Here is a 13435-nt window from a genome sequence, read left to right on the forward strand (position 1 = left end):
CATGGTTCTACGTTCCCTGCACGCCAGTTGAGCACTACTGTGCGGGGTGCGCACAGCCTGTCGGAACACGTTTGTCTGCACAGGAGGAGCCATGCGTCGTCTGCTCGCCGGTCTCGCGGCCGGCACCTTCCTGCTCGCCACGGCGGCCTGTGGCTCGTCCGACGACTCCGGTCCGTCGGACAAGGGCACGTCGTCGGGGGGCACCACCACCGTCAAGCTCGGTCTCATTCCCATCGTCGACGTGGCACCCGTCTACCTGGGCGTGCAGCAGGGCTTCTACGAGAAGCAGGGCCTGAAGCTGTCGATCACGACCGCGCAGGGCGGCGCGGCGATCGTGCCGGGCGTCGTCAGCGGCCAGTTCCAGTTCGGCTTCAGCAACATGACCTCCCTCATGGTCGCGCAGTCCAACAACGTGCCCGTGAAGGCCGTCGCCAACGGCATCGCCTCGACCGGCGTGCAGGGGAACGACTTCGGCGCGATCACGGTGAAGAAGGGCAGCGCGCTGAAGTCCGCGAAGGACCTGGAGGGCAAGAAGGTCGCCATCAACACGCTGAAGAACATCAACGAGACCGCGGTGCGCGCCTCGGTGCGCACCGCGGGCGGCGATCCGGACAAGGTGAAGTTCGTCGAGCTCCCCTTCGACCAGATGCCGGCCGCCCTCGACGGCGGGCAGATCGACGCCGCGATGGTGGTCGAGCCCGCCCTCGCCACCGTCAAGAGCCAGGGCGGCGTGGAGATCGCCTCGCCCATGGTCGACGTCGCCCCGAAGCTCACCGTCGCCATGTACTTCACCTCGGCGCAGTACGCGCAGCAGAACCCGGACGTGGTGAAGAAGTTCCAGCAGGCCACGGCCGAGTCCCTCGCCTACGCCGACGCCCACCCGGACGAGGTCCGGCAGATCGTCACCACGTACACCAAGATCCCCACCGCGGTGCTGGAGCAGGTGACGCTGCCGAAGTGGCCCGCCGAGGCGAACCGCTCCTCCATCGAGGCGCTGAAGGAACTGGGCGACGAGGACGGCCTGTTCAAGTCGGCCCCCGACCTGGACGAGCTGCTTCCGTGAGGGGCGGCAACGCCGCGCTCGGCGCGGCCGGGCTCGCGGCCTTCCTCGCCCTGGGCGAGGCGGTGCCGCGGCTCGGCCTGGTCAAGGAGGCCTACTTCCCGCCGACGAGCCGGATCCTCGCGGCCCTCGGCGGTGAACTCGCCGACGGCGCCTTCTGGACGGCCCTCGGCGACACCCTCACCGGCTGGGCCCTGGGCCTGGCGCTCGCGGTCGGCGCGGGCGTCGTCGCCGGGGTGGTGATCTCCGTCGTCCCGTACCTGCGCGAGGCCACGGCGTCGACGGTCGAGTTCCTGCGCCCGATCCCGTCCGTCGCCCTGATCCCGCTGGCCGTCCTGCTGTACGGCACCGAACTGCGCTCGGTCCTCCTCCTGGTCGTCTACGCCTCCTTCTGGCAGGTCCTCATCCAGGTCCTGTACGGCGTCCAGGACGTCGACCCGGTCGCCGAGGAGACGGCCCGCTCCTACGGCCTCGGCCCCTGGGCGCGCGTGCGGCACGTGCTGTGGCCGACCGCGCTGCCGTACGTCATGACCGGGGTGCGGCTCGCGGCGGCGGTCGCGCTGATCCTCGCCGTCACCGCCGAACTGGTCATCGGCGCGCCGGGGCTGGGCGCCCGTATCGCGGTCGCGCAGACCTCGCAGGCGGTGCCCGAGATGTACGCGCTGATCGTCGTCGCCGGACTGCTCGGCCTGCTGATCAACGTCGGGGCGCGGACGGTGGAGCGCCGGGCGCTGGGCTGGCACCAGTCGGTGCGCGGGGAGGTGGCGGTGTGAGACGGCTGCTGCTCCGGCCGGTGCTGGTGCTCGCCCTGCCGGCCGTGCTGGTCGCCCTCTGGTGGGCGGCGTCCGCGCACAGCACCGACGTGTACTGGCCGCCCCTGCGGACGATCCTGGAGACCTTCCCCGACGTGTGGACGGGCGAGCGGCTGCGCGCGGACGTACTGCCGAGCGTGCTGCGGCTGGCGGGCGGCTACGCGCTGGCGGCCGTGGCGGGGGTCGCGCTGGGCACCGTCATCGGCTCCTACCGGCGGGTGCGGGCGGTGTGCGAGCCGGTCCTGGAGTTCCTGCGGGCGGTGCCGCCGCCGGTCCTGGTGCCGGTCATCATGCTGTTCGCGGGCATCGGCGACACCATGAAGGTCGTGGTGATCGCGGCCGGCTGCGTGTGGCCGGTCCTGCTCAACACCGTCGAGGGCGTGCGGGCGGTGGACCCGGTGATGGCGGAGACGGCCCGCTCGTACGGCATCACGGGCGTGGCGCGGCTGCGGGACCTGGTGCTGCGCTCGGCGAGCCCGCAGATCTTCGCGGGCCTGCGCCAGGCGCTGTCCATCGGGATCATTCTGATGGTCATCAGCGAGATGTTCGCCGCCAGCAACGGCCTCGGCTTCACCATCGTGCAGTTCCAGCGCGGCTTCGCCATCCCGGACATGTGGACCGGGATCCTGCTGCTCGGCCTGCTCGGCTTCGTCCTGTCGGTCCTCTTCCAGCTGGTCGAGCGGCGGATGCTCGGCTGGTACCACGGTCTGCGCGCCGCCGGCCGGCGCTCCCGGTGACGCCTCGGACGGTGACGTCCTCGAACGGTTCGAAAGGGCGGGGCATGCTCGACGTACGCGGCCTGAAGAAGGTCTACGAGGGTTCCGGGCGGCGGGTGGAGGCGGTGCGCGACCTCACCTTCACCGTCGCCGACGGTGAACTGGTCTGTCTCGTCGGCCCGTCGGGCTGCGGCAAGACGACCCTGCTGAAGTGCATGGGCGGCCTGATGACGCCGACGTCCGGCGAGGTGTTCCTGGAGGGCCGGAAGGTGACCGGGCCGCCGCCCGGGATGGCGTTCGTGTTCCAGGAGTACGGGCGGAGCCTCTTCCCGTGGATGCGGGTCGGCGAGAACGTCGGACTCCCGCTGAAACAGAAGGGGCTGGGCAAGGTACGGCGGCGGGAACTGGTGGCCGACGCGCTGGAGTCGGTCGGGCTGGCGGACGCCGCCTCCGCCTACCCCTGGCAGTTGTCGGGCGGCATGCAGCAGCGGGTGGCGATCGCGCGGGCGCTCGCCTACGAACCCCGGGTGCTGCTGATGGACGAGCCGTTCGCGGCCGTCGACGCCCAGACCCGCGCCGACCTGGAGGACCTCGTGCGGGGCCTGTGGCGGGAGCGCGGCATCACGATCCTGTTCGTCACCCACGACATCGACGAGGCCGTCTACCTGGGCGAGCGGGTCGTCGTCCTGTCCGCCTCGCCGACCGTCGTCCAGGAGCAGCTGAAGGTCGATCTGCCGCCGGAGCGCGACCAGTTGCACACCCGCGTCGCCCCCCGCTTCGCCGAGCTGCGCACCCATGTGTACGAGCAGATCCAGGCGGCGAAGCGCGGGGCGTCCGGCCGGCCGGCCGCGAAGGACGGGGCCGGGGACGATGCCGGGGCGGAGCCGGTCACGAAGGACACCGCCCCGGCCGTGCCGCTCGCGAAGGGCGCGGCTCCGGCGGACCCGCTCACCAAGGGCCCGGCCCCGGCGGACCCGCACTGAACCGGCCGGGCGATACCTCCGGCACCGCACGGACCAGCAGCCGGACACCCCGGCGATGTGGCGGACCGGAGCGCCGTCGGCGACCTGAACGCCGACGGTGCCCGGTCAGACCTCGGGGGCGGGAACCACGCTGAGGTGCGCCGCGGAGCGGCGCGGGCGGCGGCGTGCCCGGCGCGGCGTGGGCGCGGGCGCCTCGCGCAGCACCATCGTCAGCCGCATGTACCCCAGGTCCTGAAGCGTTCTGGGGGTGTCGGCGACGATGCGGCACTGGGTGGCGCCCCAGCGCGGGTCCGGGTGCAGCAGGGGCCGGACCGCTCCGTCGTGCTCGACGGCCTCCTCGCCGACCGCGCGGATCCAGTGCGGCAGGCCCTGCCGGTAGGCGGCCTCCATGAGCGGGTCCTGCGCGATCTCCCGGCGGATCGCCTGGAGCCCGTGGTCGTGGCCGTTTCGTTCGACGGCCGCCGAGAAGCGGGCCATCATCGGCAGGCACCAGCTGGACTCGTGGTCGCCGAGGACCGACGGCGCGTCGGGGTGGAAGAGCACGAACCGGAGGAAGTTGTCGCCCGGCAGGGCCGTCGGGTGCGGGCCCACCTCCCGGAAGAGTGTCCGGAAAGCGGTGTTGGCCAGGACGACGTCCCAGCGGTGGTCCAGGACGACGGACGGGAAGGGGACGGCCTCCAGGTACCCGGCGTAGTCCTGGAGGTAGGCCTGGGCCTCGGAACCGTCGGGGACGGGCCGCGGTACCGACCGCTGCCCACCTGCCTGATACGCCATCGGGAGGTCACCCCTCTTGCCTGTGCCGCCTGCACGCGGCGCCCTGATCCTGGTACCCCGGCGCGACGCATGTCAACTATCGTGGCATTCCGCGCTCGTTGACGGCTGAAATGGGCCACAGTTGTGGCGAGACCTGGATGAGAGTTCGAAGAACCCGCTACCCTCCGGTCAGTTCACGGCGATCGTGTAATGCCTGTGAAGGGGTCGGAGAGACGTAGGAGACCTGTAGGTGACGGATGGCTTCGAGGTTCCGGGCGCCACGGCGACGGTGCTGCTGTCGGCCGTCGTCGCCCGTGTCACCGCACTCGCCGACCGGCTGGGCGTGCCGTACCCGGAGGTCTTCGACACCGGACGGCTGTCCGTCGCCTCCGGGGTCCCCGAGTCCGTGGTCAAGGCCCTGCTGAGCGGCCGGCCGGCCGGCGAACCGGATGTGCAGGCCCGCTTCCTGCAACGCCTGGACCTGCTGCGCCGCACCCGGCTCAAGCCCAACGGGCGCAAGTACACCCAGCAGGAGATCGCCGACGGCGCCGGCATGTCACGGCAGCAGGCGGGCGCCCTCATCAACGGTGACCGCCGCCCCACGATGGAGCACTGCGACGCCCTCCAGCGCTTCTTCCGCGTCCACGCCGGCTTCCTCACGGCCGAGGACCCCGAGGCGCTCGCGGGCGCCCTCCAGCCCGTCGAGCAGGAACTGCTGCAGAAGCTCGCCGCCCGGGAGGCGGCCGTGGCCGCCGAGGACCCGCTGGAGCGGTTGCTGCAGGACCACGGCGTGCGCGGAATCGCCTGGCGGGCCGCACAGCTGCCCACCGACCAGCACCGCGACAAGGTCGCCGAGTGGCTGGACATGCTCCTGGAGAGCGTGAAGCGGCCCGAGTCGTGATCCGGGAGATGACTGTGGGCATCGGCAAGGACATGCGCCGCCTGCGCGACGAGCTGGTCGGGGAGCTCACCCTCCCGGCCCCCGCCGCACCGGCCGACCTGTACACCGCCCTGTGCGACGGCATGAGCAGACGCCGCGGCCGCCCCGTCCACTTCCGCACGGCGGCCTTCCCGCCCGGCACCGCCAGCGGGCTGTGGCTCGACATGGCCGACCAGGACCTCGTCGTCATCGAGGAACGCACCGCGCCCGACCACCAGTTGGTGATCCTCGGCCATGAGCTGTGGCACATGAAGGCGGGCCACTGCAGCCACCACGTCGAGGGCGCCGCCGTCGCGGCCCGGCTGCTCCACGACGGCGCGGACCTCCAGGCGACGGTCCACAAGGTCACCGCCCGTACCCGCTTCGACCGGGCCGACGAGCGGGACGCCGAGCGCTTCGGCCTGCTGCTGGCCAGCAAGTGCCGTACGTGGCTCGCGGGCCCGGCGGCGCAGGAGCGGGCCCGGCGGGACCACCTGGCGGGGCGGATCGGGGCGTCGCTGGGCTACCTGGGACGGCAGGAGCGGGGCGGGGCCTGAACCGGTCGGCCCGGCGCGCTTCAAGAAGCGGAACCGGTCGGCCCGGCGCGCCTCAAGAAGCTGAGCCGGACGGCCCGGCGCGCCCCGAGGAGCCGATCCGCCGCTGGGGCGCGTCCCGGGAGCACTCCCCCGCGGACCGGCGCCCGCCCTCAGGTGGCACCGCGGTCGCCTGCCTCCCGCACCCGGCGGCCGCCGGCCGCGAGGGACGGGTCCGCGTCGAACCCGCCCCCGCGCAGCAGGGCGCGCCGGCGGACGCGGCTCCGGTCGCCGGGGCGGTGGCACCGGTGAACTCCTCGACGAGGGCGCGGAACCCGGGCGGGGTCGGTGGGGAACGGGACGCGGCCGGCGCCCACCCGGCGCAGCCGTGTGCCGTGCGCCGGTCGGCGCCTCGGGACGTCGGACACCGGCCGCCTCCCCTCACCCCGGCCGCCAACGGTCGCCGACAGCCCTCCGTTCCAACGCAGGAGCCGTTTTCCCCGGGGGTTCCGCCGAGGTTTCACCTCCGCTAAGCGGGCGAACCGGCGCGGGACGGGGCCGCATTGTCAGTGGTGGACGGCAAGCTGGGGGGTGCGCCGCCGCACGGGGGCGTACGCGCCGTCAGGGCGCGTGGGAGACGACGCCGACGCGGGGAGAGCCGACCGATGCCCACTGCCGTACTGACCGACCGCGAGCGCACCGCCGTCCAGGCCTATCTGCGGCTGCTGCACACCGTCCGGGCCGCCTTCGGTGACGACGGATCCGGCCCGCCGCACGACCGGCTGCCGCCCGTCGTCCCGCCCGCCGTCCTGGCCGAGGCCGAACAGGCCCTGCGGGCCGCCGGCCTGACGGGCAACGAGGAGGAGTTCTTCCGGCTGCTGCACAGCTGGTGCCCGGAGAGGTGAGCGGACGGGCGCGGACGGCGCCGGGGCCGCGGGCCGCGGGCCTCCGCACGGTTCAGGCGTGCGGGACCGTGATCGCGGTCGCCACCAGCCCGCGCCCCACGGCCCAGCGGCCGTCGAAGTGCCCGAGCCGACGGCCGCCGACCACGGGGCCGGGGACCAGGAGCCGGGCGCGGAAGGTGCCCCGTGCGCCGTCCTCGAGGCCGGCGTCGATCTCGATGTCGGCCTCGGTGAAGTCCAGCCACGTGCGGGTGAGGGGGAACCACGCCTTGTAGACGGACTCCTTGGCACTGAACAGCAGCCGGTCGAAGTGCACCTCGGACCGGTCCGCAGCCAGCCGGCGCAGCCGCTCCGCCTCCGCGGGCAGGGCGACGGCGGACAGCACGCCCTCGGGCAGCGGCTGGTGCGGCTCGGCGTCGATACCGAGCGAGGCCAGGTCGGCGACGCGCACCAGGGCCGCGGCGCCGTAGCCGTCGCAGTGGGTCATGCTGCCCGTCAGACCGGCCGGCCACCGCGGGGCCCCCCGCTCGCCGGGCAGCACGGGCTGCGCGGGCACACCGAGCTTCTCCATGGCGCGCCGCGCACAGGAGCGTACGACGGTGAACTCGCGGCGGCGCTTGGCGACGGCCCGCGCCACCACCGCCTCCTCCTCCGGGTACAGCGGTCCGTGACCGAACTCGGCGACGCCCTCCTCGCCGTGGGCCTCCACGGCGACGACCGTGTCCGGCAGCAGTTCCTCGATCACGCGGCACCGCCCTGGGCCGGCAGGACGCGGCGCAGCCGGCCCGGCGGCTGCGCGCGCTTGCGCCACTCGCGGGGGTAGCCCACCGACACCTCCTCGAAGCGGACCCCCTCGTGCCAGGTGGTCCGCGGGATGTGCAGATGGCCGTAGACCATGGCCTCGACCCGGAAGCGGCGGTGCCAGTCGGCGGTCAGCCGGGTGCCGCACCACATGGCGAACTCGGGGAACCACAGGACGTCCGTCGGGTGCCGGTCCAACGGATAGTGGTTGACCAGGACCGTCGGCAGGTCCTCGGGGAGAGCGGCGAGCCGTCGCTCGGTCTCGGCGACCCGCGCCCGGCACCAGTCCTCACGGGTCGGATACGGATCGGGGTGCAGCAGGTACTCGTCGTTGCACACCACGCCGGTGCCGTGCGCGTAGGCCAGGCCCTCCTCCTTGGTGGCGCAGCCGGGCGGCAGGAACGAGTAGTCGTACAGCAGGAACAGCGGGGCGACCGCCACCGGGCCGCCGGGGCCCTCCCACACCGGGTACGGGTCCTCGGGGGTCGTCACGCCCAGCTCGCGGCAGAGGTCCACCAGGTGTTCGTAACGGGCCACTCCCCGGAGGGTGACCGTGTCCTTCGGATGGGTCCACAGTTCGTGGTTGCCGGGGGCCCAGACGACCTTGGCGAAGCGGCTCGCGAGCGTCTTGAGCGTCCAGCCGATGTCGGCCACGCTCTCCGAGACGTCCCCGGCCACCAGCAGCCAGTCGTCGTCGGAATCCGGGACCATCCGCTCGACCAGGGCCCGGTTCTCGGGATACCCGATGTGCAGATCGCTGATGGCCAGCAGTTGTCCGGCACCACCGGCCGTCGACGCCACGTCCGACCCCCGTCCCGCTCGGGCACGCGCGCCCCCGGCGGACGCGCGAACGCCACCACGACAGCACATTCACGCGCGCGGGACAAGAACACCCCGGCCGGCGGCCCGGCCCGGCGCGCCCTTACCCGACCGGGCCGCCAACGTGAACATGATCGGGAAATCCGTAACACGCACGTTGCACGCCGCACCCTCGGGAAGCCGTATGATCGCCCCAACACCTCCGCTTTGAACGCCCCTTCGCACGGGGCGCTTTGGTGTCCCTCCCTCCACCCTGCCCGGGCACGGGCCCGCTCCGCCCTGCCCGCGAACCGTGAAAGGCGGCCCGCATGGTCTCTCGCGTACGCGTCTGGCTCAACCGCACGTACGCGGAGAACGTGTTCTTCATGGATCAGCTGCGGCGAAATCCCAGTGATCGGGCCGTCGAGATCCATGCCACGCACGGGGACGCCGACTCCCCCGTCCTGGCCGCCGCCGACACCGCCGACCTGGAGCCGGAGGGCCTGTCCCCGGCCGCGTACGTGGAGTACGCGCTCGACCAGTGCGCCCGCCGCGGCATCGACGTGTTCGTGCCCCGACTGCACCAGGCGGCGATCGTGGCGCACCGCGCCGACTTCGAGGCGGTCGGTACGGCGCTGCTGGCACCGACCCCCGAGGCCGTGGCCGTCTTCGAGGACAAGGTGGTCGCCTACGAGGCCGTCCAGGCGATCGGCGTGCCCGTGCCGCCGTGGTGGCGAGTGCGGACCGCCGACGAACTCCTCGCCGCTGTCGAGGAGTTGGAGGCGGCCGGGCACAAGGCGTGCTTCAAGCCCGCGTCCGGCGCGGGCGGGGTCGGCTTCCGCGTGATCACGCGTGCTCCCTTCTCCCTCATGCACCTCAGCGGCTTCCCGACGCCGTACGTGCAGCTGGACCTCGTCGTCGAGGTGCTCCGGCAGGCCGACGAGCCGGTGGACTGGCTGGTCATGCCGCGTCTGGAGCAGCCCGAGGTGTCCGTGGACTGCCTCACCGGCCCCGACAACCTGGTCCGTCTCGCCGTCGGCCGCACCAAGAACGGCCGCCGCCGCGGCTTCACCCTCCAGGACCAGTGGCTGGAGCCGGCCCGGCGGATCGCCGAGGGCTTCGGGCTGCACTACCTGTCCAACATCCAGTTCCGGATGTTCGGCGAGCAGCCAGTGCTGATGGACGTCAACACGCGTCCGGCCGGGGGACTGCACCAGCTCTCCCTCTGCGGGGTCAACGCCCCTTGGGCCGCCGTGCAGTTGGCGCTCGGCGAGGACCCCGGGGAGATCGTGCCGCCGTTCCTGGGGCAGGACTACACGGTGGTGTCGGGCCCGCGCCCGCTGCGGCCGGTCTCGCTCCCGCAGCAGCGGGTCGAGGACACGGAGACGCTGCTTCCGACGGTGCCCGCACCGGTCGGCGCCGTCGAGGACCAGACCCCGGCGTCGACGGCGCCCGCCGCAACTGCGGCGGCGGAGGCTCTGCCGCTCTGAGGTCGCAGGGCCGAGCGTCACGCGCCGAGGTCACACGGCTGGGGCGCACAGCGGAGATCCCCCGGACTCGAGTCCGGGGGATTTTTTTTCCGCTCGGGGTGTATCAGGACCCGGGTCGCGCGCTCTTAACGGTGTAACACCGAAGGCCCACGGAGGAACGACGGGGAGCACGGGGGCTCCGTGGGAGCAAGGGGACCGACGGGGGAATCGGGAACCTACGGGGGAAATCGGGGATCGACGGGGGATCCCCGGGGGAACGGGGGACGGGTCGGTCGGCCGCTGTCACGGGGAGCGACCGACCGGCCCGATGCGGGCGGCGCCGGGGCCGATGGGGGCGGCCCCGGGCCGACGCGGCCCGACTCGGGTCTGTGCGTGCGGGCTTCGGCCCGAGCACGGGAATCCGGGCCACCGCGCACGGGCTCGGGCCCGAGTACGCGGACCGCCGCCACCGCGCACGGATGCGGACAAGCCGGTGCGGGCCGGGCCGGCAAGCGCCCGGCCCGGGCTCAGGAGCGCCTCTTCAGGCGCAGCGTCAGGATCTGGAACGGCCGCAGGGACACCGCGACGGCGCCGCCCGCGCTGTCCGCTCCGGCCCGCACCTCGGCTCCCGCCTCCGTCTCCACCTCGGCTCCCGCCTCCGTCTCCACCTCGGCGTCCGCTTCCGCCCCGCCCCGCGCGTCGTCGAGCGGCCGTTCGAGCAGGTCGGTGACCTGGACGCCGGCCAACGGGAAACCGGTGCGCAGGACGCCCCGGGCGCGGCCGCCGCGGGACTCGTACAGCCGCACCACCACGTCACCCGACGCGTCGTCGGCGAGCTTGACCGCCTCCACGGTGACGCCCTCGCCGTCCACGGAGACGACCGGCGCGGGCGCGCCCGCCGCGTCGGCCACGCGCAGCGGGAGGTTGAGGGCGTAGCCCTCGGCGACGGCGTCCTCGATGCTCGCGCCGGGCAGCAGCGCGTAGGTGAGGCGGTGCCGGCCCTGGTCGGCCCCGGGGTCCGGGACGCGCGGGGCGCGGACCAGACTGAGGCGGACCGTGGTGGTGGTGCCGCCGTCCTCGCGGACCGTGCGGGAGACGTCGTGGCCGTACGTCGAGTCGTTGACGACCGCGACGCCGTAGCCGGGTTCGCCGAGGTGCACCCAGCGGTGGCCGGAGACCTCGAAGCGGGCCGCCTCCCAGGTGGTGTTGGTGTGGGTGGGGCGCTGGACGTGGCCGAACTGGATCTCGGCGGAGGAGTGCGCGGCCCGGATGTCGACGGGGAAGGCCGCCTTGAGGATCTTCTCCGTCTCGTGCCAGTCGATGTCGGTGGCGATGTCGACGCGGGGACTGCCCGCGTGGACGGTGACGGTCTGGGTGATCGTCGAGCCCTTGCCGAAGGAACGGGTGACACGGATCGCGCCGACGAGGGGGTCGTCGTCGGTGACGGTCACCGAGTCCGCTGCCAGCAGGTCGGTGTAGCGGTTGCGGTAGTGCCGGTCGATGTCCCAGGCGTCCCAGTGGTTGGGGAGGTCGGTGTGCAGGCGCAGCAGGTTGCCCGGCCCGGCGAGGACCTCGCGGTCCGCCCTCAGGTCGTACACGGACGCCAGGGTGCCGTCCTCCGCCACCTCCACCCGCACCAGGCCGTTGTCGAGGACACGCCCGTCGACCGTGACCGGGTGCGGCGGTCCGGCGTCGGTGAGGGGCGCGCTGCCGCCCGCGGGCACGGCCACGTACACCGGTGCGCCGTCGGCCGTGCGGACCACCTCGGCGCGGTCGTACGGGCTCGTGTTGAACACCCGTGGTCCGCCGCCGCCGAGCGCGGCGACCGCCTCGGCCGTCAGCGCCTCCAGCTCCTCGGCCACGCGCGCGTACTCGGCCTCCGCCTCCCGGTGCACCCAGGCGATCGACGACCCCGGCAGGATGTCGTGGAACTGGTGCAGCAGCACCGTCTTCCACAGGCGGTCCAGCGTCCCGTACGGGTAGGCGTAGCCCGGCGCGTTCAGCGCGGCCGTGGTCGCCCACAGCTCGGCCTCGCGCAGCAGGTGCTCGCTGCGCCGGTTGCCCTGCTTGGTGCGGGCCTGGGAGGTGTAGGTGGCGCGGTGCAGCTCCAGGTAGAGCTCGCCGCTCCAGACGGGGGCGTTCGGGTACTCCTCGCGGGCCTTGGCGAAGAAGTCGTCGGGGTGTTCGACGACGACCTTGGGCGAGCCCTCCAGGTCGGCGAGCCGGCGCGCGCGTTCCATGATCTCGCGGGTGGGGCCGCCGCCGCCGTCGCCCCAGCCGAACGGCGCCAGCGAGCGCGTGCCGGCGCCCTTCTCCGCGTAGTTGCGCACCGCGCGGTCCATCTCCTCGCCGCTGAAGCGGGCGTTGTAGGTGTCGATGGGCGGGAAGTGGGTGAAGATGCGGGTGCCGTCGATGCCCTCCCACCAGAAGGTGTGGTGGGGGAAGGTGTTCGTCTGGTTCCAAGAGAGCTTCTGGGTGAGGAACCACTCGTTGCCGGCCAGCCGGGCGAGCTGCGGATAGGCGGCGGTGTAGCCGAAGGAGTCCGGCAGCCAGACGCCCTTGGTCTCGATGCCGAAGTGCTCGAGGAAGAACCGCTTGCCGTGGACGAGCTGGCGGGCGAGGGCCTCGCCGCCGGGCAGGTTGCCGTCGGCCTCCACCCACATGCCGCCGACCGGCGCCCACTGGCCCTTCTTCACCGACTCCTGGATGCGGTTCCAGACGTGCGGGTAGTGGTCGCGCACCCACGCGTACTGCTGGGCCTGGGAGCAGGCGAAGACGAAGTCGTCGTACTCGTCGGCGAGCGCGGTGACGTTGGAGAAGGTGCGCGACGTCTTGCGCTTGGTCTCGCGGATCGGCCACAGCCAGGCGGAGTCGATGTGGGCGTGGCCGACGCCGGAGAGGGTGTGCGCGCCGGCGTGGGCGGGCCGGGCCAGGACGGGGGCGAGCACCTCGCGGACGGCCGCGGCGCTGCCGGGGACGTCGTCCAGGTCGAGGGCGTCCATGGCCCGGTCGAGGGCGTGCAGGATCTCGTGGCGGCGCGGCTCGTGCTCGCCGAGGTGGGCCATGAGGTCGCGCAGGACCTGGAGGTCGAGGTCGAGGTGGAAGACCTCCTCGTCGAGGACGGCGAGGTCGGCGCGGCGGAAGGTGTACAGCGGACGGTCGCCCGCCGTCAGGACGTCGCCGAGCGGGGTCGGGGCCGCGAAGCCGCCGGCCAGGATGTCGGGGTTGGAGGCGGCCTCGACCAGGTAGTCGACCCGCTCCCCGCCGATCGCCGGGCGGGCGACGGGCACGTACCGGTTGAGGGGGTTGACCGCCTTGAGGGGGCGGCCGTCGGGCAGGTGGACCAGCGCCTCGGCCTGGTTGCCGGGCCAGCCGCCCGTGAACCCGAGGTCGATGACCGCCTCGACCCGCCTCCCGGCCCACTCGGCGGGCACCCGGCCGCGCATGCGGAACCAGGTGGTGCCCCAGGGCGGGCCCCAGGGGGTGTCCATGGCGAAGGGTGCGTACGGCGCGGCCGCGGCCTCCTCGAAGGGCACCGGTTCCCCGGGCGCCTGCCAGGCCTCGACGTCGAGGGGAACGGCGGCCGCGTAGAGCGCGGGCTGGATGCGCTGGGTGTGGACGCGTTCGACGCGGTCCTCGATCCGGCGGCGTTCGTCGTGCATGGGGTCTCCAGGGAGGGAGCGGGCTGA

The 13435-nt window shown here is 73.3% G+C and carries 12 protein-coding genes; 8 read left to right on the top strand and 4 right to left on the bottom strand.

Annotation, left to right across the window (positions count from 1 at the left end; all coding sequences use genetic code 11):
• Positions 1-91 precede the first annotated feature (91 nt).
• The 4 genes from ACIP67_RS23730 to ACIP67_RS23745 are packed head-to-tail and all read left to right on the top strand — an operon-like array spanning position 92 to position 3571.
• A complete protein-coding gene (locus ACIP67_RS23730) occupies positions 92-1063 on the top strand; it encodes an ABC transporter substrate-binding protein (protein WP_401694344.1) in 972 nt (323 codons plus the stop codon).
• On the top strand, positions 1060-1833 hold the full coding sequence (locus tag ACIP67_RS23735) for an ABC transporter permease (RefSeq protein ID WP_401694346.1): 774 nt from the start codon (positions 1060-1062) through the stop codon (positions 1831-1833). Before ACIP67_RS23730 ends, ACIP67_RS23735 begins: the two co-directional genes overlap by 4 nt.
• A complete protein-coding gene (locus tag ACIP67_RS23740; RefSeq protein WP_401694348.1) occupies positions 1830-2609 on the top strand; it encodes an ABC transporter permease in 780 nt (259 codons plus the stop codon). Before ACIP67_RS23735 ends, ACIP67_RS23740 begins: the two co-directional genes overlap by 4 nt.
• A 44-nt stretch (positions 2610-2653) precedes the next feature.
• A complete protein-coding gene (locus ACIP67_RS23745) occupies positions 2654-3571 on the top strand; it encodes an ABC transporter ATP-binding protein (RefSeq protein ID WP_401694350.1) in 918 nt (305 codons plus the stop codon).
• A 105-nt stretch (positions 3572-3676) separates the two neighbouring features.
• Here ACIP67_RS23745 and ACIP67_RS23750 read toward each other — a convergent pair whose 3' ends face one another.
• Complete coding sequence (locus tag ACIP67_RS23750) at positions 3677-4345, bottom strand: hypothetical protein (RefSeq protein WP_401694352.1); 669 nt, start codon at positions 4343-4345, stop codon at positions 3677-3679.
• A gap of 229 nt (positions 4346-4574) precedes the next feature.
• Between ACIP67_RS23750 and ACIP67_RS23755 the strand changes: the two genes are divergently transcribed.
• From ACIP67_RS23755 to ACIP67_RS23765, 3 genes are all read left to right on the top strand, one after another.
• On the top strand, positions 4575-5225 hold the full coding sequence (locus ACIP67_RS23755; RefSeq protein ID WP_401694353.1) for a helix-turn-helix domain-containing protein: 651 nt from the start codon (positions 4575-4577) through the stop codon (positions 5223-5225).
• Between the two features lie 32 nt (positions 5226-5257).
• Positions 5258-5800, top strand: a complete 543-nt coding sequence (locus ACIP67_RS23760; protein WP_401694395.1) for a toxin-antitoxin system, toxin component — start codon at positions 5258-5260, stop codon at positions 5798-5800.
• Between the two features lie 641 nt (positions 5801-6441).
• Positions 6442-6681 carry a hypothetical protein gene (locus ACIP67_RS23765; protein ID WP_385073854.1) on the top strand — a complete coding sequence of 80 codons (240 nt, stop codon included), beginning with the start codon at positions 6442-6444 and terminating at the stop codon, positions 6679-6681.
• 52 nt (positions 6682-6733) lie between these two features.
• Here the strand turns inward: ACIP67_RS23765 and ACIP67_RS23770 are convergent, their stop codons facing one another.
• A complete protein-coding gene (locus ACIP67_RS23770) occupies positions 6734-7423 on the bottom strand; it encodes a 4'-phosphopantetheinyl transferase (protein WP_401694355.1) in 690 nt (229 codons plus the stop codon).
• Entirely contained in the window at positions 7420-8280 is an 861-nt protein-coding gene (locus tag ACIP67_RS23775; protein ID WP_401694357.1) for a metallophosphoesterase family protein, read from the bottom strand. Before ACIP67_RS23775 ends, ACIP67_RS23770 begins: the two co-directional genes overlap by 4 nt.
• A gap of 326 nt (positions 8281-8606) precedes the next feature.
• Between ACIP67_RS23775 and ACIP67_RS23780 the strand changes: the two genes are divergently transcribed.
• Positions 8607-9767: an ATP-grasp domain-containing protein gene (locus tag ACIP67_RS23780; protein WP_401694358.1), complete on the top strand. Its 1161-nt coding sequence runs from the start codon at positions 8607-8609 to the stop codon at positions 9765-9767.
• 506 nt (positions 9768-10273) lie between these two features.
• Here the strand turns inward: ACIP67_RS23780 and ACIP67_RS23785 are convergent.
• Positions 10274-13408, bottom strand: coding sequence for an alpha-mannosidase (locus ACIP67_RS23785; RefSeq protein WP_401694359.1), 3135 nt, complete (start codon positions 13406-13408; stop codon positions 10274-10276).
• Between the last annotated feature and the right edge of the window lie 27 nt (positions 13409-13435).

Origin of the sequence: Streptomyces sp. NPDC088812 (assembly GCF_044750285.1) — a bacterium.
Taxonomy (GTDB): Bacteria; Actinomycetota; Actinomycetes; order Streptomycetales; family Streptomycetaceae; genus Streptomyces.

Coding starts and splice junctions, on each gene's coding strand:
- ACIP67_RS23760 (WP_401694395.1), top strand. CDS start 5,258: ATGCGCCGCCTGCGCGACGAGCTGGTCGGGGAGCTCACCCTCCCGGCC.
- ACIP67_RS23780 (WP_401694358.1), top strand. CDS start 8,607: ATGGTCTCTCGCGTACGCGTCTGGCTCAACCGCACGTACGCGGAGAAC.
- ACIP67_RS23765 (WP_385073854.1), top strand. CDS start 6,442: ATGCCCACTGCCGTACTGACCGACCGCGAGCGCACCGCCGTCCAGGCC.
- ACIP67_RS23730 (WP_401694344.1), top strand. CDS start 92: ATGCGTCGTCTGCTCGCCGGTCTCGCGGCCGGCACCTTCCTGCTCGCC.
- ACIP67_RS23785 (WP_401694359.1), bottom strand. CDS start 13,408: ATGCACGACGAACGCCGCCGGATCGAGGACCGCGTCGAACGCGTCCAC.
- ACIP67_RS23745 (WP_401694350.1), top strand. CDS start 2,654: ATGCTCGACGTACGCGGCCTGAAGAAGGTCTACGAGGGTTCCGGGCGG.
- ACIP67_RS23750 (WP_401694352.1), bottom strand. CDS start 4,345: ATGGCGTATCAGGCAGGTGGGCAGCGGTCGGTACCGCGGCCCGTCCCC.